Source organism: Alsobacter sp. R-9, assembly GCF_054612375.1.
Genome location: NZ_JBTSWJ010000006.1, coordinates 46,533 through 67,642, shown reverse-complemented (window position 1 = coordinate 67,642; position 21,110 = coordinate 46,533). Strand labels below are relative to the sequence as shown.

Genomic DNA, 21,110 nt, shown 5'->3' with positions numbered 1-21,110 from the left:
ATGACGCAGACCCACGACGACCCGTCACCCGCACCTGCCGCCAGCGACGAGGCCGCGCCGAAGCGTGGCCTCTCGCGCCGGTTGTGGGGGCTCGTCTCGGACCTGTTCCGGATGCGGCTCGACAAGAGCGGGCACCGCGTATTCCTCGTCGCCTTCGCCTTCACCTGCATCTACGTCGCGATCGGCGCGCGGCTGGTGCAGCTCGGCCTGCGGCCCGATCCGCCGACGGCCTACCGCGCGGCGGTCAACGAAACCTCCGGCGCGCGGCCCGACATCGTCGACCGCAACGGCGTGGTGCTGGCGACCGACGTCAAGACCGTCTCGGTCTTTGCCGAGCCGCGCCGCATCGTCGACAAGGACGAGGCCGTCGAGTTGCTCACGGCCGTCCTGCCGGACCTCGATGCGCGCGAGCTGCGCGAAAAGCTCGGGTCGAAGCGCGGCTTCGTTTGGGTGAAGCGCGAGATCACGCCGCGCCAGCAGCAGGAGGTCCACCGCCTCGGCCTGCCGGGCGTCGGCTTCATGCCCGAGAACAAGCGCGTCTACCCGAACGGCAACATCGTTTCGCACGTCCTCGGCTTCACGAACCTCGACAACCAGGGCATCGCCGGGATCGAGAAGTACATCGACGGACAGGGGCTCGCCGCGCTCAACATGGCCGGCCTGACCACCGATCCCTCCGACATGAGGCCCGTGCAGCTGTCGCTCGACCTGCGCGTGCAGCACGCCGTGCGCGACGAGCTCGTGCACGGCATGGAGAAGTTCAAGGCCAAGGCCGCGGCAGGCCTGATCCTCGACGTGAACACGGGCGAGGTGGTGGCGCTGGTGTCGCTGCCCGACTACGACCCCAACGTGCCGACGGACGCGCTCGATCCCAACCGGATCAATCGCATGGCCGTCGGTGTGTTCGAGATGGGATCGACCTTCAAGGCGCTCACCACCGCCATGGCGCTGGACTCCGGCAAGGTCGGCATCAACTCCAGCTTCGACACGCGGGGAGCGCTGCGCTACGGCCGGTTCAAGATCAACGACTACCACGGCACCAACCGGGTGCTGACCGTGCCGGAGATCTTCATCCACTCGTCGAACATCGGATCGGCGCGCATGGCGCTGGCGGTGGGTGTCGAAGGCCACAAGGCATTCCTCAAGAAGCTCGGCCAGCTCGACCGCATGCGCACGGAGCTGCCGGAATCCGCCGAGCCGATCCTGCCGCCCAAGTGGGGCGAGCTGAACACGATCACCATCGCCTTCGGCCACGGCATCGCGGTGGCGCCGCTGCAGGCGACCGCGGCGGTCGGCGCGCTCGTCAACGGCGGAACGTGGATCACGCCGACCTTCCTCAAGCGCGAGGGCGACGCGGCCAAGCAGGCGGGGCACCGGGTGATCCGGCCCGAGACCAGCGAGGCGCTGCGCTACGTCATGCGCCTCAACGCGGAGAAGGGCTCGGCCGGGCGTGCCGCGATCCCCGGCTATTACGTCGGGGGAAAGACCGGCACGGCCGAGAAGGTGATCGGCGGGCGCTATGCCAAGAACCGGCTGTTCACGACCTTCATGGCCATCGCCCCGGCCGACAAGCCGAAGTACCTCTTCCTGACGCTCTACGACGAGCCGCAGGGCCTGCCCGAGACGTTCGGTTTTGCCACGGCTGCGTGGAACGCCGGCGCCACCACCGGCAAGATCATCGAGCGCGTCGCGCCGCTTCTCGGCCTGCCGCCCCGCTTCGATCCGCCGACGGCGCCGTTCCCCGTGATGGCGCGCGCGGGAGCATGGGGCACGCGATGAAGCTCGCCGACCTGATCGCGCCCGATCTTTTCGCCGGCCCGCTGAGCGGGGCGGGCGAGGTCGACGTGCGTTCGGTCGCGGCCGACAGCCAAAAGGTGAAGCCGGGGACGGTCTTCTTCGCCGTGCCCGGCACGCGCGCCGACGGCCTCGCCTTTGCCGCTCAGGCCGCTGCCGCAGGCGCGGCCGCCATCGTGGGGGAGGGGCTGCGCCCCGCGGACCTGCCGGCTGCGGTGCCCTACGTGCAGGTGACGGACGTGCGCCGTGCGCTCGCGCTGGCGGCGGCCGCGGTCTACCCGCGCCAGCCCGGCACGATCGTCGCGGTGACCGGAACGAGCGGCAAGACCTCCGTCGCCGACTTCACGCGCCAGCTCTTCACCGCGTGCGGCCGGCAGGCGGCCAGCCTGGGGACCATCGGGGTCGTTGCCCCCGGTGGCGCCGTCTACGGCTCGCTCACGACGCCCGATCCGGTGACGCTGCACGAGACGCTCGACCGGCTTGCGGGGGAGGGCGTCACGCACCTCGCGATGGAGGCGTCCTCGCATGGTCTCGACCAGCGCCGCCTCGACGGCGTTCGCCTCGCGGTTGCGGCCTTCACCAACCTCGGGCGCGACCATCTGGACTATCACCCGACGATGGAGGCGTACCTCGCGGCCAAGCTGCGCCTCTTCGATACGCTGCTTCCACCGGAGGCCGTGGCCGTCGTCAACGCCGACGCTGAGCACGCCCCTGCCGTGCTGGACGCCGTGGTACGGCGCGGCATCCGGACCTTCACGGTCGGCCGGGCCGGCAAAGATCTGCACCTCGCGTCCTTCAGCCGGGACGGGTTCGGGCAGAGGCTGACGATCGACGGAGCATCCGGTAGGCACGAGGTCCACCTGCCGCTGGCCGGCGATTTCCAGGCCTCGAACGCGCTTGTCGCTGCCGGCCAGGCCATCGCCGCCGGCGAGCGGGAGGCCGACGTGATCGCGGCGCTCGGAGGCCTGCGTGGCGTGAAGGGCCGGCTGGAGCGCGTGGGCGAACGCAACGGTGCCCTGGCGGTCGTCGACTACGCCCACAAGCCGGACGCGCTGGCGCAGGTGCTCGAGGCCCTGCGGCCCTACTGTTCCGGGCGGCTTATCTGCGTCTTCGGATGCGGCGGCGACAGAGACCGGGGCAAGCGCCCGCTGATGGGGGCCATCTCCGCGGAAAAGGCGGACGTCACCATCGTCACGGACGACAATCCCCGCAGCGAAGATCCCGCGTCGATCCGCGCCGCCATCATGGCGGCCGCCCCGGCGGCGATCGAGATCGGCGACCGCGCCGAGGCCATTCGCGCCGGGGTCGCCATGCTGAAGCCCGGGGATGTTCTCGTCGTGGCCGGCAAAGGCCATGAAACGGGCCAGATCGTGGGCGACCGGGTGCTTCCGTTCTCCGACCACGACGTCGTGGCCGCCGCCCTCACCGAGGAATCCGCATGACGAGCCCGACCGCCACCGACCTGTGGACTGCGGATGCCCTGCGCGCGGCCATGGGCGCCACGCTTGCCGGCGGGCCGCTGGGCCCCGTCAACGGGGTGTCCATCGATACCCGGACGCTGGCGCCCGGCGACCTCTTCTTCGCGATCCGCGGCGACAGCCGGGACGGGCACGACTTCGTCGCCTCCGCCCTCGAGAAGGGTGCGGCTGCGGCCGTGGTCGCGGCGGACCGTGCCGCAGAGTTCCAGGGGCGAGGTGTGCTGCTCGTTGTTCCCGACGTGCTGGACGCGATGGTCGCGCTGGGTCGCGCGGCCCGGGCCCGCACGGCGGCGCAGGTCGTGGCCGTGACCGGTTCGGTGGGCAAGACGGGCACCAAGGAAGCGCTGCGGATCATCCTGTCCCGGCAGGGCCCAACGCACGCATCGGTCGCCTCCTACAACAACCACTGGGGCGTGCCGCTGACGCTCGCGCGGATGCCGGCGGCGTCGCGTTTCGGCGTCTTCGAGATCGGCATGAACAATGCCGGCGAGATCGCGCCCCTCGTGGCGATGGTCCGGCCCCATGTCGCGGTGGTGACCACGGTCGAGCCCGTGCATCTGGAGAACCTCGGCAGCGTCGAGGCCATCGCCGACGAGAAGGCCTCGATCTATGGCGGGCTCGTCGAGGGCGGCACGGCCGTCATCAACCGTGACAACCCGCACTTCGAACGGATGCTGGGGCATGCCCGCCGCTCATCCGCCGGGCGCATCCTTACCTTCGGGGAGCATGCGGATGCCGACGTGCGCCTGACGCGGCTCGTCACGCGGCCCGACATGTCCGTGGTGGAGGCGACCGTTCTTGGAACGCCGGTGACCTACCAGCTCGGCAGCCCCGGCCGGCATGTCGCCCTGAACAGCCTCGCGGTGCTGGCGGTCGTCGAAGCGCTCGGCGCGGACCTCGCGCTGGCCGCCCTCGCTTTCGCCGACGTGCGGCCGCCCTCGGGGCGCGGCGAACAGATTCGCGTCATGGTGCCCGGCGGCGAGATCGCCCTCTACGACGAGAGCTACAACGCCAACCCCGCCTCGATGCGTGCCGCGCTCGACGTGCTGGGGCAGGCGCCGGTCGGCTTCCGGGGCCGTCGCGTCGCCGTGCTCGGCGACATGCTCGAACTGGGTCCCGACGGGCCTGCCATGCACGCGGGCCTTGCGCAGGCCATCATCGACAACCGCATCGACGTGGTGTTCGCCGCCGGGCCGCTGATGAAGCACCTGTGGCAGGCGCTGCCGGTCGAGAAGCGCGGCGCCTGGGCGCCCAGCGCCGCCGAGCTCGAACCGCATGTGCTGAAGGGACTGCGCCCGGGCGACGCCGTGACCGTGAAGGGATCAAACGGCAGTCGCACTGCGATCATCGTGACCGCTCTCAAGACCCGCTACGCCGCTACGGCCTGACGCGGCGAGGACGCCCATGCTCAACTGGCTCTCCGACTTCTCCGCCTCGTTCACGCCGCTGAACGTCTTCCGCTACATCACGTTCCGGACGGGGGGCGCGACGGCGACGGCGCTGTTCTTCGTGTTCTTCTTCGGGCCACGGATCATCGCCAGCCTGCGCATCAAGCAGGGCAAGGGCCAGCCGATCCGCAGCGACGGCCCGCAGTCGCACCTCGCGAAGAAGGGCACGCCCACCATGGGCGGGCTGATGATCCTCTCGGGCCTCGTCGTCTCGACGCTGCTGTGGGCGAACCTGCGCAACCCCTATGTGTGGGCGGTGATGTTCGTCACGCTGGGCTTCGGCGCGATCGGCTTCTACGACGACTACCTCAAGGTCACGAAGCAGACGCACAAGGGCTTCTCGGGCAAGGCGCGGCTGGGGCTCGAGGCGCTCATCGCGGGCAGCGCCTGCGCCTTCATCGCCTACGTCATCCCGCACATGGGCGGCTTCGGCAGCACCCGCCTCGCAACGGCCGTGGCCTTCCCCTTCTTCAAGGAACTGCTCCTCGACGTCGGCGTGTTCTTCATCGTGTTCGGCACTTTCGTCATCGTGGCGGCGGGCAACGCCGTGAACCTGACGGACGGGCTCGACGGCCTCGCCATCGTGCCGGTGATGATCGCCGCCGGCACCTTCGGCTTCATCGCCTACCTCTCGGGCAACTTCTTCTTCGCCAACTACCTGCAGATCCATTTCGTCGCCGGCACCGGCGAACTCGCCGTGGTCTGCGGCGCGCTGATAGGGGCGGGGCTCGGCTTCCTGTGGTTCAATGCGCCGCCGGCCCAGATCTTCATGGGCGACACGGGATCGCTGGCGCTCGGCGGCCTGCTCGGCACGATCGCGGTCGCGACAAAGCACGAGATCGTCCTCGTCATCGTCGGCGGCCTGTTCGTGCTGGAGGCCCTCTCGGTCATCATCCAGGTCACGTCCTTCAAGCTCACCGGCAAGCGGGTCTTCCGGATGGCGCCGATCCACCACCACTTCGAGCAACTCGGCTGGTCGGAGCCGCAGGTGGTCGTGCGCTTCTGGATCATCTCCGTGGTGCTGGCGCTGCTCGGCCTCGCCACCCTGAAGCTGCGGTGAGCCGCGCATGACGCCCGTCACCCACGCCCGCGGCCGGACCCTCGCCCTCTTCGGGCTCGGCGGGTCGGGACTCGTCACCGCGCAGGCCCTGGCTGCCGGCGGCGCGACGGTCGTGTGCTGGGACGACAAGGACGCCTCGCGGGACGCGGCGCTCGCCGCCGGCCTCGCGGTGGAAGATCTTGCCACGGCCGACTGGAGCCGGTTCTCCGGTCTCGTGCTCTCGCCGGGCGTGCCCCTGACGCATCCGAAGCCGCACTGGACCGTCGAGAAGGCGCGTGCCGCCGGCATCGAGGTCATCGGCGACATCGAGCTCTTCTGCCGCGAGCGGGCCGCCGTCGCGCCCGAGGCACCGTTCATCGCGATCACGGGCACGAACGGCAAGTCGACGACGACGGCGCTGACCGCACATCTCGTGCGCGAGGCCGGCCTCGACGCCCAGATGGGCGGCAACATCGGCACCGCGGTGCTGGCGCTGGCGCCGCCGTCGCGCGACCGCGTGCACGTCGTCGAGTGCTCGTCCTTCCAGATCGACCTCGCCCCCTCTCTGGCGCCGTCCGCCGGCATTCTCCTCAACGTGACGCCCGACCATCTCGACCGGCACGGCACGATGGAGAACTACGCCGGCATCAAGGAGCGGCTCGTGGCCGCCGCGTCGACGCCGATCGTCGGGGTCGACGACGACTGGTGCCGGGCCGTGGCGGAGCGCCTCGCGCAGGCCGGCAAGGGTCCGGTCCGCATCTCGGTCGAGCGGTCGCTGGTCGACGGGTTCTGTCTCGCCGGCACGACGGTGGAGCGTCGCGTCGACGGCGCGCTCCGCGCCGCGTTCGACCTCGCAGGGATCGGCTCGCTGCGCGGGCGGCACAACGCCCAGAACGCCGCCGCCGCCATCGCCGCGGTGGCGTCCCTCGGCGTCCCATTCGAGGCGATCCGTGCGGGGCTGGCGAGTTTCCCGGGCCTGGCGCACCGCATGGAGCAGGTGGGGCGGCTCGGCCGCGTCCTGTTCGTCAACGACAGCAAGGCGACCAACGCCGACGCGACCGAGAAGGCGCTTGCCGCCTTCCCCGGTGCCATCCGCTGGATCGTCGGCGGCACGATGAAGGAGGGGGGCATCGCGCCGCTCGCCCCCTATTTCGACCGCGTCGCCAAGGCCTACCTCGTCGGCGCCTCCAGCGACGCCTTCGCCGCCACGCTGGAGGGGAGGGTACCCTTCGAGCGGTGCGGTGCGCTGCCCCAGGCAATCGAGGCGTCGAGCCGCGACGCGCAGGCGGATTCCGCCGGCGAGCCGGTGGTCCTGCTGTCGCCCGCCTGTGCCTCCTACGACCAGTACAAGAACTTCGAGATGCGCGGCGCCCACTTCCGCGACCTCGTCCTCGCCCTGCCGGGCATCGTCCCGATCGGAAAGGCCTGAGCCATGCCCTCGCGCGTCGAACGCTCTCCCTTCGCCGACTGGTGGTGGACCGTCGACCGGGTGCTGCTGGCAGCGCTCGTCGTGCTGATGATCGCCGGACTGGTGCTCGGCATGGCGGGCAGCCCGCCGGTGGCCGAGCGCCTGGGCCTGCCGACCTTTCACTTCGTCAACCGGCAGGCCATGTACCTCGCGCCCGCCTGCGCTGTGATGCTCGTGGTGAGCTTCCTGTCCCCGCGCCACGTGAGGCGCGTGGCGCTGGGCGTCTTCGTCGTGGGCCTCGCGATGGTCGTGGCGACCCTGTTCTTCGGCGCCGAGGTCAAGGGCGCGCGGCGCTGGCTCAACATCGGCCCCATCGCCATCCAGCCGTCCGAGTTCGTGAAGCCGGCCTTCGTCATCATGGCCGCGTGGGCCTTCTCGGAGGGCGGGCGCCGCAGCGACGTGCCCGGCAACGTCGTCGGCTTCCTGCTGCTGTTCTCCACCATCGTGCCGCTGGTCCTGCAGCCGGACATCGGCCAGACGATGCTGATCACGCTCGTGTGGTGCGGCCTCGTCTTCCTCTCGGGCCTGCATCTCTTCTGGGTGATGGGGCTCGGCGGGCTCGGGGTCCTCGGGCTTTTCGCCGCCTACCACATGCTGCCGCACGTCGCGGCGCGCATCGACCGGTTCCTCAACCCGGAGTCGGGCGACACCTTCCAGATCGACAACGCCATCGAGAGCTTCGTGCAGGGCGGCTGGCTTGGGAAGGGCCCGGGCGAGGGCTCGGTGAAGCGCATCCTTCCCGACAGCCACACCGACTTCATCTTCGCCGTCACGGCGGAGGAGTTCGGCATCGCGATGTGCCTGCTGCTCGTGCTGGTCTTCATGCTGGTCGTCCTGCGCGGCCTCGTCCTGTCGCGCCGCAACGAGGAGCCCTTCTGCCGCCTCGCGGCCGCGGGCCTCGTCATGCTGTTCGGCCTGCAGTCGGTCATCAACATGGCGGTGAACGTCCACCTGATCCCGGCCAAGGGCATGACGCTGCCGTTCGTGTCGTACGGCGGTTCGTCGCTCATCTCGCTGGCGCTCGCCATGGGCTTCCTGCTCGCGGTGACGCGCAAGCGGCCGCGCTCCGAGTACTTCGACCGCATCATCGTGACGCGTACCCGCGCCGGGGACGCGTGATGGCTTCTTCGCCGCTCATCCTGCTGGCAGCCGGCGGAACGGGGGGCCACCTCTTCCCGGCGCAGGCACTGGCCTCGGTGCTGGAGCGGCGTGGCGCCATCGTGCACCTCGCGACGGACGAGCGCGCGAGCCGGTATGGCGGCACGTTCCCGGCGCGCGAGATCCACGAGATCCCGGCGGCGACGCCGAGCGGACGCTCGCCGCTGGGCATCGCGAAGGCTGCCCTGACGCTGGGGCGCGGCGTGCTCGCGGCCTACGGGCTCATCGGCCGGCTGCGACCGGCCGTCGTCGTCGGCTTCGGCGGCTATCCCACCGTCCCGCCGGTGCTGGCGGCATCCCTGCGCGGCGTGCCGACCGTCATCCACGAGCAGAACGGCGTGCTTGGCCGCGCCAACCGCATGCTTGCAAGCCGGGCCGGGCGCATCGCCACGGGCTTCTCGTCCGTGCGAAGCGTTCCCTCGAATGCGACCGGCAAGCTGGCGCAGACGGGCAACCCGGTGCGACCCGCAGTCCTCGAGGCTGCAGCCGTTCCGTTCGATCCATCGCAGCCCGGCGGGCCGCTGCGCCTCGTCGTCTTCGGTGGCAGCCAGGGCGCCCGTGTGATGAGCGACATCGTGCCGGAGGCCGTGGCGCTTCTGTCCGACGACGAGCGGAAGCGGCTGTCCATCGTCCAGCAGGCGCGCGAGGAGGATCTCCAGCGCGTGCGCGACACCTATGCCCGCCTCGGCGTCGACGCCGAGGTCAGCCCCTTCTTCCGCGACCTGCCGGCGGCCATCGCGCGCGGCCACCTCGTCGTCGCACGGTCCGGTGCGTCGACCGTGGCGGAACTCTCCGTCATCGGCCGCCCCTCCATCCTCGTGCCGCTGCCGCACTCGCTCGACGGCGACCAGGCGGCGAACGCCGTCACGCTGGAGGCCGGCGGCGCCGCGGAGGTGATCCGCCAGGCCGACTTCACCCCGCAACGGCTCGCCAACGCCCTCAAGGCCCGGCTCGCCAATCCCGCCGGTTTGACGCGCGCGGCCGAAGCGGCCAGAAGCGCCGGCATCCCCGACGCCGCAGAGCGGCTCGCCGACCTCGTGCTCGGGATGGCCGGGACCACCCAGGAGATGCCTTCATGAAACTGCCCAGCGAACTCGGACCCATCCACTTCGTGGGCATCGGCGGCATCGGCATGTCGGGCATCGCCGAGGTGCTGCACAACCTCGGCTATACGGTGCAGGGCTCCGACGCCTCCGACAGCGCCAACGTGAAGCGCCTGCGCGACAAGGGCATCTCGTGCTTCGTGGGCCACCGCGCCGAGAACCTCGGCGAGGCCGCGGTCGTCGTCGTCTCGACCGCGATCAAGCGCGACAACCCTGAATTGATGGCGGCGCGCGAGAAGCGGCTGCCCGTCGTCCGGCGTGCCGAGATGCTCGCCGAGCTGATGCGTCTCAAGCAGTGCGTCGCCATCGCCGGCACGCACGGCAAGACGACGACGACCTCCCTCGTCGCGACCCTGCTCGATGCCGGTGGATTCGATCCGACGGTCATCAACGGCGGCATCATCAACGCCTACGGCACCAATGCCCGGCTCGGCGCCGGCGAGTGGATGGTGGTGGAGGCGGACGAGTCAGACGGCACTTTCCTCAAGCTGCCGGCCGACGTTGCCATCGTCACCAACATCGACCCCGAGCACCTCGACCACTTCAAGACGTTCGACGCGATCAAGGACGCCTTCCGCGCCTTCGTCGAGAACCTCCCGTTCTACGGCTTCGCGGTCATGTGCCTCGACCATCCGACGGTGCAGGAACTGGTCGGCAAGATCGAGGATCGCCGCGTCATCACCTACGGCGAGAACCCGCAGGCGGACGTCCGCCTGATGGACGTCGACCTCGCGGGGGGGCGCTCGCGCTTCCGCGTCGTCATCCGGGACCGCAAGACGGGGCATCTCTCCGGGATCGAGGAACTGACGCTGCCGATGCCGGGGCACCACAACGCGCTCAACGCAACGGCCGCCATCGCGGTGGCGTACCACCTCGGGATGCCGCTGGAGCGCATCCGCGAGGCGCTGAAGGGCTTCGGCGGCGTGAAGCGCCGCTTCACCCGCACCGGCGAGTGGAACGGCGTGGCCGTCTTCGACGACTACGGGCACCACCCCGTGGAGATCGCCGCGGTGCTGCGCGCCGCCCGCGCCTCGACGCCGGGCAAGGTGATCGCGATCGTGCAGCCGCATCGCTACACGCGGCTGTCGTCGCTCTTCGACCAGTTCTCGACCTGCTTCAACGACGCCGACACCGTCATCGTCGCCGACACCTACGCCGCCGGAGAGCAGCCGATCCCGGGCGCGGACCGCGACTCTCTCGTCCTGGGCCTCAAGGCCCACGGCCACCGCCACGTCCTTCCGCTGCAGTCGCCGCCAGACATTGCCGGGATGGTGCGCGACCTCGCCAAGCCTGGCGACTACGTCGTCTTCCTGGGCGCCGGCACCATCACCAACTGGGCATATGCATTGCCCGGCGAACTCGCAGCGCTGGGCGACGCGGGCGCGTGATGGTGTTGGACCGATCCACCTGCAACCCCCGGCGGTGTGCACGGCACGCCGGGACGGTGACTGATGGTCGGTCGGTCCTCCGGTTCCGCCTGGCGGCGCCGCGCCGCGCGGGAGATGACGCCGGAAGGCGCGGCGCGGGCCGGCTCTCGGGGAGGGGCGCATGAAGGCCGGGGCCGAGACCATGGCTTCGGCGCCCAGCCGTCTGGCGACACTCGCCTCGACGGTGCGGGGGAGCCTGAGCTTCAATGCCCCGCTCGCCGCTTTCTCGTGGTTCCGGACCGGCGGTCCTGCCGAGGCCCTGTTCGAGCCCGCCGACGAGGCTGACCTTTCGGCCTTCCTTGCGGCGTGTCCGCCCGACCTCCCCGTGACCGTGATCGGCCTCGGCTCCAACCTTCTCGTGCGGGACGGCGGCGTCCCTGGCGTCGTGATTCGCCTCGGGCGCGGGTTCCAGGAAATCGCGGTCGAGCCGCCGCTGCGAATCCGTGCGGGGGCCGGGGCGCCTGACGTGAAGGTCGCGCGGGCGGCGGCGGAGGCGGGCATCGCCGGCCTTTCGTTCCTGCGCGGCATCCCGGGCACGGTCGGCGGTGCGCTGCGCATGAACGGTGGCGCCTATGGCGGCGAGACGAAGGATGTTCTCGTCGAGGCGCGGGGCGTGGACCGACAGGGTCGCGTCCACGTCTACGACCTCGCGGCCATGGCGTTCGCCTACCGCCACTGCGGCGCGCCGGACGACGTGATCTTCACGCAGGCGCTGTTCGAAGGCCGGCCGGGCGACCCCGCCGCGATCCTGGCCGAGATGGGCGCGATCACCGAGGCGCGGTCGGCGACGCAACCGGTCAACACGCGCACCGGCGGATCCACCTTCAAGAATCCGCCCGGTCGGAAGGCCTGGGAACTGATCGACCGCGCCGGTTGCCGTGGCCTGCGCCGGGGCGGCGCCCAGGTGTCGGACCTGCACTGCAACTTCCTCATCGCCCACCCCGGGGCCACTGCGGCCGATGTCGAGGGTCTGGGCGAGGAGGTGCGTCGCCGTGTCGAGGACACCAGCGGTGTTCTGCTGACGTGGGAAATCCGGCGGATCGGCATCCCCTGAGCCGTTTCCGGGAGAGGTTGCGCGCCGCGGTTGCCGCGTCGCGCCCCAACACGAGGAAGATGCGATGAGCAAGCACGTGGCCGTCCTGATGGGGGGCTTGTCCGCCGAACGCGAGGTGTCGCTGAACTCGGGCAAGGCCTGCGCTGCCGCCCTCGAGGGGGAGGGTTACCGCGTCACGCGAATCGACGTCGGCCGTGACGTCGCCGCCGTGCTGGGGGCGCTGCGCCCCGACGTCTGTCTCAACGCCCTGCACGGGCGCTGGGGCGAGGACGGCGTGGTGCAGGGAATTCTGGAGATGTTGCAAATTCCCTACACCCACTCGGGCGTCCTGGCCTCGGCGCTCGCCATGCACAAGCAGCGCGCGAAGGCGGTGATGGCTGCCGCGGGGGTTTCCGTGCCCTCCGGCGTGGTCGTGAGCCGTGAGGATGCCTCAAAACGGCACATCCTGCCGCCGCCCTACGTCGTGAAACCCGTTAACGAGGGCTCGTCGGTCGGCGTGATCATCGTGAAGGAGGAGCGCAGCCACCCGCCGCAGGAACTGGGGCGCGGCGACTGGGCCTTCGGCGAGATGGTCCTGGTCGAAAAATACGTTGCAGGACGGGAACTTACCTGCGCCGTGATGGGTGACAGGGCGCTCGGCGTGATCGACATCCGGCCCGCCGCCGGGGCCTTCTACGACTACGATTCCAAGTATGCGAAGGGCGGTTCGATCCACGTCCTGCCGGCAGAAATTAAACCGAATATTTACCATCAGGTTCAACAAATGGCGTTAACGGCGCATCAAGCACTCGGCTGCCGGGGCGTCAGTCGCGCAGACTTCCGATACGACGACAGGCCGGACGGCACCGGCGAACTCGTCTGCCTCGAGGTCAACACGCAGCCCGGGATGACCGAGACGTCTCTTGTGCCGGAACTCGCGGCCCATGCGGGCCTGACATTCGGTGAGCTGGTTCGATGGATGGTGGAGGACGCCTCCTGCGATCGTTGAGCGGACCTTCGGGTCCGCTGGGCGCTCCTGCGCTGGCGGGCGGCGGCCGGCTCGTGCCGGCGGCTTCGCGCCCGGCGCTGCCGTCCCTGCTGCGCCGGCTCGGTCGCGGCCGGGCGCCCGTGCGTGCCGTCGAGCGGCGGACGCGGGGCGTGCCGCGGCATCTCGGGATCGGCCTCACCGCGCTGCTCTTCGCCGCCGTGGGCGCCTACGGGGTGGTCCGGGGGGGGCAGTATGACGACTACGTCACCCGCTACGGTGATCTGAGGGACGTCGCGGCCCGCGGCCTCGGCTTTGCGATCGGCGACGTCACCGTCGCCGGCCTTGTCGAGTTGAACCCGGCCGAGGTCATCCAGGTCGCCGGCATCGACCCCCGCGGCTCGCTGCCCTTCTTCGACGCAGCGCAGGCCCGCGAGCGCCTGCTGGCCATTCCGATGGTCAAGGAAGCCACGGTCCGCAAGCTCTACCCCAACGCGCTGTCGATCACGCTCGTCGAGCGCGAGCCCTACGCGCTCTGGCAGAACCACGGCGAGGTCTTCGTCGTCTCGCAGGACGGCACGCCGATCGACCGCTACGCCGATGCCCGCTTCGCCCGCCTTCCGATGGTCGTGGGCGAGGGCGCGAACAAGAAGGCGGCCGTCTTCACCGCCATGCTCGCCGCCGTCCCGGACGTCGCGCCGCACGTGCGCGCCGGCATCCTCGTCGGCGAGCGGCGCTGGACGATCAAGCTCACCAACGGCATGGACGTACGCCTGCCGGAGGACAAGCCGCTGGAGGCCTTCAAGCGCCTCTCGGCGCTGATCAAGGACCAGAAGGTGCTCGACCGCGACATCCTCGCGATCGACCTGCGGATGTCTGACCGCGTCGTCATGCGCCTCGGCGAGGAGGCCGCCACCGCCCGCGCCGAGATGCTGAAGTCGCGTCCCAAGACCGGCAAGGGAGGCACGACGTGAGTCACCGCCGTCCCAGCCTGACGCCTCGCATGAAGCCGCTGTCGCCGCGCAAGAGCACGGTGCTCTCCGTGCTCGACATCGGCACCAGCAAGGTCGTCTGCCTCGTCGCCCGCCTCGACCCGATCGTCGAGAGCGACCTTCTGCGGGGTCGCACGCACCGGGCCCGAATCGTCGGCATCGGCCACCAGCGCTCCCGCGGCCTGAAGGGCGGCGCCATCGTCGACCTAGAGGCCGCAGAGCATTCCATCCGCCTCGCCGTCGATGCGGCCGAGCGGATGGCCAAGGTCGAGATCCGCGCCGTCATCGTCAACATGACGGGCGGCCGCCTGGGATCGGAGAGCTACCTCGCAGACGTGGCGCTTCGCGGCTCGGGCGTCGGCGACGGCGACATCCACCGCGTGCTCGAGGCTGCGAGCATGACCGGCTCGCGCCCGGGGCGGACCGTCCTGCACTCGCTGCCGACCGGCTTCGCGCTCGACAGCGTCACCGGAATCCATGACCCGCACGGAATGGTGGGCGAGCGGCTCGGCGTCGACATGCACGTCGTCTCCGCCGACCAGAACGCCATCCGCAACCTGATGCTCGCCGTCGAACGGTGCCACCTCGAGGTCGAGGCGGTGGTCGCCACGCCCTACGCCGCCGGCCTCTCCGCGCTCGTCGACGACGAGGCCGAGATGGGCGCGGTCGTCGTCGACCTCGGCGGCGGAACGACCAGCCTTGGCGTCTTCGCGGGCGGCCACATCGTCCACGCCGACGGCGTCGCGGTGGGCGGGAACCACATCACGATGGACATCGCGCGCGGCCTGTCGACCAGCGTCGCCCACGCCGAGCGCCTGAAGACGCTTTACGGCTCGACCATCGCCACTGCCTCCGACGACCGCGAGACGGTTGCGGTGGCCTCGGTGGACGAGGACGACCGCGAGGCGGTGAACCACGTGCCGAAGTCGCACCTCGTCCGCATCATGCGGCCGCGGGTGGAGGAGATCCTCGAGCTGGCCCGCGACCGGCTCAAGGCGGCGGGCTTCTCGTCCGAGGCGGGGCGACGCGTCGTCCTGGCCGGCGGGGGCGCGCAGCTGACCGGATTGCCGGAGCTCGCCCGGCGCATCCTGTCGAAGCAGGTGCGCATCGGGCGTCCGCTCGGCGTGCAGGGGCTTCCCGAGGCCGCGAAGGGACCGTCCTTCGCGGCGCCGGTCGGCCTGCTGGTCTATCCGCAGGTGGCGGGGCTCGAGCACTTCGTGCCGAGCCACTCGGGCTCGTTCCTCGGAACGGGCACGGACGGCTACCTGTCGCGCATGGGGCGGTGGATCAAGGACAGTTTCTGAATACCGGCGGTGTGGCGGCATCCGTCGGAAGGGGAAAAAGCGGCGCTGCCGGGCGCCCATCACGAGAGGCCAAAGTCATGACGATCAATCTCCAGGTTCCGGACATCCGCGAGCTGAAGCCGAGGATCACGGTGTTCGGCGTCGGCGGCGCCGGCGGCAACGCGGTCAACAACATGATCGAACTCGGCCTCCAGGGCTGCGAGTTCGTCGTGGGCAACACCGACGCGCAGGCGCTGACCTCGTCCAAGGCCGACCGCATCATCCAGATGGGCGTGCAGGTCACCGAGGGCCTCGGGGCGGGCTCGCAGCCGGAGGTCGGCCGCGCCGCGGCGGAGGAGGTGATCGACGAGATCCGCGACCACCTCGCCGGCGCGCACATGGTGTTCGTCACCGCCGGCATGGGCGGCGGCACGGGCACCGGCTCGGCGCCCGTCGTGGCCCGCGCGGCCCGCGACATGGGCATCCTGACCGTCGGCGTGGTGACCAAGCCCTTCCAGTTCGAGGGCCAGCGCCGCATGCGGCTCGCCGAGTCTGGCATCTCGGAGCTGCAGAAGGCGGTCGACACGCTGATCGTCATCCCGAACCAGAACCTGTTCCGCGTCGCCAATGAGCAGACGACCTTCGCCGACGCCTTCGCGATGGCCGACCGGGTGCTCTACTCGGGCGTCGCCTGCATCACCGACCTGATGGTGAAGGAAGGCCTCATCAACCTCGACTTCGCCGACGTCCGCGCCGTCATGCGCGAAATGGGCAAGGCGATGATGGGCACCGGCGAGGCCTCCGGCGAGAAGCGCGCCCTGCGTGCCGCCGAGGCGGCGATCGCCAACCCGCTCCTCGACGACGTCAACATGCGCGGCGCCCGCGGCCTGCTGATCTCGATCACCGGCGGGTCCGACCTGACGCTGTACGAGGTCGACGAGGCGGCCACCCGCATCCGCGAGGAGGTCGACATGGACGCCAACGTGATCTTCGGCGCCACCCGCGACGACTCGCTCGAAGGCATCGTCCGCGTCTCCGTCGTGGCCACCGGCATCGACCAGGAGACGGGCCGCGATGCGGCGCCGAAGATGGAGCCGCGCATCGCCGAGGTCGCCGAGCGCCTGCGCAACGAGCGCGCCGCCCTGGCCCAGGCGCGCCAGGCCGCGCCCGTCCGCATCGAGACGGAGCAGCCCGTCGCCGCCGCCCCGGCTCCGGTCTATGCGCAGCCCGAGCCCGCCCCGGCCCCGGCTCCCGTGGTCCACCACAACGACGTCGCCATCCGTCCGCAGCCGCCGCGCCAGGTCTATGCCGAGCCGGTGGTCGAGCAGCCCCGGATGGTGCAGCCCGAGCCGCAGCAGCCGGCCGTCTTCATCCCGCCGCGGCCCGAGGAGGTCGTCCGTCCGCCGCGCATGCCTCGCGTCGACGAACTGCCGGCCCCCGCTCAGCGCATCGTGGAGCAGCACCAGCGCACCCAGCCGCAGCCCCAGCCCGCGCCCGAGAAGAAGCGCGTCACGCTGATGGAGCGTCTCGCCAATGCCGGTCTCGTGCGGCGTCACGAGGAGGCTGCTCCGGCCCCCGCGCAGCGGTCCGCCGGCGGCTACGCCCCGCAGCCGCAGCAGCAGGCTCCGACGGCGATCCACCAGGACTACGGCAAGCGTCCCGCGCCCGCTCCGGCGCCGCGCCAGGCCCCCCCGGCCGGTGCTCTCGATCCGCATGGCCGGCCCGCTCCTCAGCCGCGCGGCTACGAGGACGACCATCTCGAGATTCCGGCGTTCCTGCGGCGGCAGTCGAACTGAGCAGCCGCAATCGAAGGTAAACAATCCTTCAACAATCAAGGCCCGCGCTCTCCGGAGCGCGGGCCTCAACTATTTGAAATATCGCATTTTTCGTTGGTAAACAAAGCGTCTCCACAGGCGTGGCGGAAGTGTTACAAAGCGTAAGAAACCGTGATTTGGTCCCAATCGGCTCCGCGGCTACATTGCGGCGCAAAGGAGAGGGGCGGTGCATGCGCTCCGCACATAACTCTCCGGGGCGTCAACGGAGCACGGACGGCGATCTGCGGAAGGACAAGAAGGTCCTCCAATGAAGCGGTCTATGTGTGGAAGTGGGATGATGGCTGGAAATTGGCAGGTCACGCTGCGCGACTGCGCGGAGTTGTCGGGGGTCGGTGTCCATTCGGGCTCCCCCGTCAGAATCATCCTCCATCCGGCTGACGTCGATACGGGTTTCACATTCCTGCGCACCGGCCTCGAAGGCGGTCGCGAGCGGCTCATCCAGGCGCATCACGGCGCGGTCTCGGCCACCGAGCTCTGCACCATCATCGGCGATCCGACCTCCGGCTCCGTCGCCACCATCGAACATCTTCTCGCGGCTCTCTCCGGCCTGGGCGTCGACAACGTCCTCGTCGAGATCGACGGCCCCGAAGTCCCGATCATGGACGGCAGCGCGGCGCCTTTCGTCGAGGCGCTCGACCAGGTGGGCCTCGTTCGCCAGGACGCCACTCGCCGCTTCATCAAGGTCCTGAAGCCCGTCCGTGTCGAGCAGGGCCGCGCCTTCGCGGAACTGCGGCCCTTCGCTCGCGGCTTCCGTCTCGAGGTCGAGATCGACTTCGACACGCCGGTGATCGGCCGGCAGAAGCGGGTGATGGATCTCGAGGCCGGCACGTTCCGGAAGGAAATCGCGCGGGCCCGCACGTTCGGCTTCATGCGCGACGTGGAGCGCCTTTGGAAGGCGGGCTTCGCGCTTGGCGCCTCCCTCGAGAACACCGTCGCGCTCGGCGACGACGGCGTGATCAATGAGGAAGGCCTGCGCTACGCGGACGAGTTCGTCCGTCACAAGACCCTCGACGCGGTGGGTGACCTCGCGCTCGCGGGGGCTCCGCTGCTGGCCCGCTATCGCTCCTACTGCGGCGGCCACCGCATGAACGTGGCCGTGCTGAAGGCGCTCTTCGCCGATCGGACCGCCTACGAGATCGTCGAGGCGCCGCGCCGGGAACCGGTGCATGCGGGCAATGCCGCCCTCGCGCCGGCCTACGCCTTCGCTCCCGACCTCAACTGACGTCGTCGCGCCGCGCCGGCCTGTGGCGGCGTTGCCGCTGGCAGGATGGCCTTGCTTGCGGTAAAAGGCGCGCAATCGCACCGGGCGCCTCCTGCGCCGCAGCCACAGAGGCCTTCGAGCTCATGCGTCAAGCCGATCGAGAGACCCTGCGCACCGGGACGTCGCTGCGGGGCACCTTCGCCCGCGCCGCCCTGATTCTCATGGTCGCCGCGCCGATCGCTGGCTGCGACACGATTTCGAACCTCAATCCGTTCGACAAGCAGGAGACGTACAAGCCTGAGATCGTCCCGACGGTCCCGGCCGAGACCCTCTACAACGAGGGCCTCGCGTACATGCAGAAGAACGACTTCGAGTCCGCGTCCAAGCGATTCGGGACGCTCGACCGGCAGTACCCGTTCTCGACGTGGGCGAAGAAGGCGCTGATCCTCAAGACCTACGCCAACTACTCCGCGCGCAATTATGACGACGCGATCGCCGACGGCCGTCGGTTCCTCGCACTGAACCCGGCGTCGCCGGACGCGGCCTACGCGGCCTACATGGTCGCGATGTCCTACTACAACCAGATCCCCGACATCTCGCGTGACCAGGAGCGGGCCGAAAAGGCGCTCGTGGCGCTGCAGGAGGTCGTGACCCGCTGGCCGAACTCGGAATACGCGCCCGACGCGAAGTTCAAGATCAACGTGGTCAAGGACCAGCTCGCGGGCAAGGAGATGCAGATCGGCCGCTTCTACCTGCAGAAGCGCAACTACACGGCGGCGATCAATCGGTTCCGCAACGTGGTCAGCCAGTACCAGACGACGAACCAGATCGAGGAAGCGCTGGCCCGCCTCGCGGAGTGCTACCTCGCGCTCGGGATCGTCAACGAGGCGCAGACCGCCGGCGCCGTGCTCGGGCACAACTTCCCCGACAGCCAGTGGTACAAGGAAACCTACGCTCTGCTGCAGACCAAGGGTCTCGAGCCGCGCGAGAACGAAGGCTCCTGGATCAGCAAGGCCTTCAAGAGCATCGGGCTCGGCTGACGTCGGCGCGAGCGCTGCGGCAGGCACCGCGGCGCGGCGGTCCATCGCATGCGCGCGGTGAATCGCTGCCGACAGAATCGTTGATTTTTTGCCGGCGTCTCGCGACAGATACGCCATGCTCGCCCAGCTCGCGATCCGCGACATCGTGCTCATCGACCGTCTCGACATCGCCTTCGGCGACGGGCTGAGCGTGCTCACGGGCGAGACCGGCGCCGGCAAGTCCATTCTGCTCGACGCGGTCTCTCTGGCGCTGGGCGGGCGGGGCGACGGCGGCCTCGTCCGGCATGGCGAGGCACGGGGCCAGGTGACCGCGGCCTTCGACCTTCCGGCCGGCCACCCCGCGCGGGCGCTGCTGCGCGACAACGACATTCCGGATGACGGCGACCTCATCCTGCGCCGAATCCAGTTCGCGGACGGGCGCACGCGCGCCTTCGTCAACGACCAGCCGGTCAGCGTGCAGGTTCTTCGCGCCATCGGCGCATCCCTCGTCGAGATCCACGGTCAGCACGACGATCGCGCGCTGGTCGAGCCGGCCATGCACCGGGCCCTGCTCGACGTCCATGGCGGATGCGACGGTGCCGGTGTCGCCGCGCTCCACCGGACGTGGCGGGACGCGGTCCGGGCGCTGGACGAGCACCGAGGGCGCATCGCCGCGGCGCGGCGAGAGGCGGACTTCCTGGCGCATGCGGTGGCGGAGCTGAAGAAGCTGGACCCGCAGCCGGGCGAGGAGGACGAGCTCGCCGCGAAGCGCCAGACGATGATGCAGGCGGAAAAGGTCGTCGGCGAGATCAACGAGGCCTACGACATCGTCGCGGGAAACGCTTCCCCCGGTCCCTCGCTCTCCGGCGCCCTGCGGCGGCTGGAGCGTCGGGGGGCGCAGGCGGAGGGTCTCGTCGGTCCGAGCGTGAAGGCCATCGACGCGGTGCTCACGGCGCTCGACGAGGCGCGCATGGCCCTGGAGGCCGCGCAGCGCGCCGCTGCCTTCGACCCGCGGGACCTCGAACGGACCGAGGAGCGGCTCTTCGCCCTGCGTGCAGCGGCGCGCAAGTACGACGTGCAGCCGGACGGATTGCCGGGCCTGCGCGACCGTTTCGCGGCCGATCTCGCGGCCGTGGAGGCCGGAGAGGAACGTCTCGCGTCGCTGGAGGCGGAGGTTGCGGCTGCGCGGGCGGCCTATGACGAGGCCGCGCGTGCGCTGAGCGCCGCACGGCGCAAGGCGGGGACCGCGCTGGAGGACGCCGTGGCGCGCGAGCTGCCGCCGCTGAAGCTCGAGCGCGCCCGTTTCATCGTCTCGATCGAGACCGATGAATCCTCCCCGTCGGCCGAGGGCTACGACCGGGTCGAGTTCTGGGTGCAGACCAATCCCGGCACGCGGCCGGGGCCTCTGATGAAGGTCGCGTCGGGCGGCGAGCTTTCGCGCTTCATGCTGGCGCTGAAGGTCGTGCTGGCGGAGCGCGGGTCTGCGCCGACGCTGGTGTTCGACGAGATCGACTCGGGCGCCGGCGGCGCGGTGGCGGATGCCATCGGCGCGCGTCTCGCCCGCCTTGCCGGGCGGGTCCAGGTGATGGCCGTCACGCACGCGCCCCAGGTGGCGGCGCGGGCCGAGCGGCACTTCCTCATCAGCAAGGACGCCGTCGCCGGCGAGGAGCGCATCGCCACGCGGGTCGTTCCCATCGACGCGCAGGCGCGGCGCGAGGAGATCGCCCGCATGCTGGCGGGCGCCACGATCACGGACGAGGCGCGTGCCGCCGCGCAGCGCCTCCTGGAAGCGGCAGGCTGACCATGGCGAGACGTACGGCGATCCTGCGCGGCCTCGACGTCGCGGC

At 70.3% G+C, this 21,110-nt stretch carries 16 protein-coding genes; all 16 read left to right on the top strand.

Annotation, left to right across the window (positions count from 1 at the left end):
- The 16 genes from ACX9GQ_RS11395 (at position 1) to recN (ending at position 21,064) form a co-directional block, all read left to right on the top strand.
- Entirely contained in the window at positions 1–1,779 is a 1,779-nt protein-coding gene (locus ACX9GQ_RS11395; protein WP_459629659.1) for a peptidoglycan D,D-transpeptidase FtsI family protein, read from the top strand.
- Positions 1,776–3,236 (top strand): UDP-N-acetylmuramoyl-L-alanyl-D-glutamate--2,6-diaminopimelate ligase, encoded by a 1,461-nt coding sequence (locus ACX9GQ_RS11390; protein ID WP_459629658.1) that lies wholly within the window; start codon positions 1,776–1,778, stop codon positions 3,234–3,236. The genes ACX9GQ_RS11395 and ACX9GQ_RS11390 overlap by 4 nt, the downstream gene beginning before the upstream one ends.
- The gene (locus tag ACX9GQ_RS11385; protein WP_459629657.1) at positions 3,233–4,660 is read left to right on the top strand and encodes a UDP-N-acetylmuramoylalanyl-D-glutamyl-2,6-diaminopimelate--D-alanyl-D-alanine ligase; all 1,428 of its coding nucleotides are present in this window, start codon (positions 3,233–3,235) and stop codon (positions 4,658–4,660) included. The genes ACX9GQ_RS11390 and ACX9GQ_RS11385 overlap by 4 nt, the downstream gene beginning before the upstream one ends.
- A gap of 16 nt (positions 4,661–4,676) precedes the next feature.
- Positions 4,677–5,780 carry a phospho-N-acetylmuramoyl-pentapeptide-transferase gene (mraY, locus tag ACX9GQ_RS11380; RefSeq protein ID WP_459629656.1) on the top strand — a complete coding sequence of 368 codons (1,104 nt, stop codon included), beginning with the start codon at positions 4,677–4,679 and terminating at the stop codon, positions 5,778–5,780.
- Positions 5,781–5,787: 7 nt separating this feature from the next.
- Positions 5,788–7,188 carry a UDP-N-acetylmuramoyl-L-alanine--D-glutamate ligase gene (murD, locus tag ACX9GQ_RS11375; protein WP_459629655.1) on the top strand — a complete coding sequence of 467 codons (1,401 nt, stop codon included), beginning with the start codon at positions 5,788–5,790 and terminating at the stop codon, positions 7,186–7,188.
- 3 nt (positions 7,189–7,191) lie between these two features.
- Positions 7,192–8,346, top strand: a complete 1,155-nt coding sequence (ftsW, locus tag ACX9GQ_RS11370; protein ID WP_459629654.1) for a putative lipid II flippase FtsW — start codon at positions 7,192–7,194, stop codon at positions 8,344–8,346.
- Positions 8,343–9,464: an undecaprenyldiphospho-muramoylpentapeptide beta-N-acetylglucosaminyltransferase gene (murG, locus tag ACX9GQ_RS11365; RefSeq protein ID WP_459629653.1), complete on the top strand. Its 1,122-nt coding sequence runs from the start codon at positions 8,343–8,345 to the stop codon at positions 9,462–9,464. Before ftsW ends, murG begins: the two co-directional genes overlap by 4 nt.
- Positions 9,461–10,876, top strand: coding sequence for a UDP-N-acetylmuramate--L-alanine ligase (gene murC / locus ACX9GQ_RS11360; RefSeq protein ID WP_459629652.1), 1,416 nt, complete (start codon positions 9,461–9,463; stop codon positions 10,874–10,876). Before murG ends, murC begins: the two co-directional genes overlap by 4 nt.
- 160 nt (positions 10,877–11,036) lie before the next feature.
- On the top strand, positions 11,037–11,969 hold the full coding sequence (gene murB, locus ACX9GQ_RS11355) for a UDP-N-acetylmuramate dehydrogenase (RefSeq protein ID WP_459629651.1): 933 nt from the start codon (positions 11,037–11,039) through the stop codon (positions 11,967–11,969).
- 64 nt (positions 11,970–12,033) lie between these two features.
- Positions 12,034–12,957 carry a D-alanine--D-alanine ligase gene (locus ACX9GQ_RS11350; protein WP_459629650.1) on the top strand — a complete coding sequence of 308 codons (924 nt, stop codon included), beginning with the start codon at positions 12,034–12,036 and terminating at the stop codon, positions 12,955–12,957.
- Positions 12,954–13,907: a cell division protein FtsQ/DivIB gene (locus tag ACX9GQ_RS11345; protein WP_459629649.1), complete on the top strand. Its 954-nt coding sequence runs from the start codon at positions 12,954–12,956 to the stop codon at positions 13,905–13,907. The genes ACX9GQ_RS11350 and ACX9GQ_RS11345 overlap by 4 nt, the downstream gene beginning before the upstream one ends.
- Positions 13,908–13,936: 29 nt before the next feature.
- Positions 13,937–15,229, top strand: coding sequence for a cell division protein FtsA (gene ftsA / locus ACX9GQ_RS11340; RefSeq protein ID WP_459629877.1), 1,293 nt, complete (start codon positions 13,937–13,939; stop codon positions 15,227–15,229).
- A gap of 77 nt (positions 15,230–15,306) precedes the next feature.
- Positions 15,307–17,004: a cell division protein FtsZ gene (gene ftsZ / locus ACX9GQ_RS11335; RefSeq protein ID WP_459629648.1), complete on the top strand. Its 1,698-nt coding sequence runs from the start codon at positions 15,307–15,309 to the stop codon at positions 17,002–17,004.
- Positions 17,005–17,320: 316 nt separating this feature from the next.
- On the top strand, positions 17,321–18,265 hold the full coding sequence (gene lpxC / locus ACX9GQ_RS11330; RefSeq protein ID WP_459629647.1) for a UDP-3-O-acyl-N-acetylglucosamine deacetylase: 945 nt from the start codon (positions 17,321–17,323) through the stop codon (positions 18,263–18,265).
- Between the two features lie 122 nt (positions 18,266–18,387).
- Positions 18,388–19,284, top strand: a complete 897-nt coding sequence (locus ACX9GQ_RS11325; protein ID WP_459629646.1) for an outer membrane protein assembly factor BamD — start codon at positions 18,388–18,390, stop codon at positions 19,282–19,284.
- A gap of 115 nt (positions 19,285–19,399) precedes the next feature.
- Positions 19,400–21,064, top strand: a complete 1,665-nt coding sequence (gene recN, locus ACX9GQ_RS11320) for a DNA repair protein RecN (RefSeq protein ID WP_459629645.1) — start codon at positions 19,400–19,402, stop codon at positions 21,062–21,064.
- Positions 21,065–21,110: the final 46 nt, after the last annotated feature.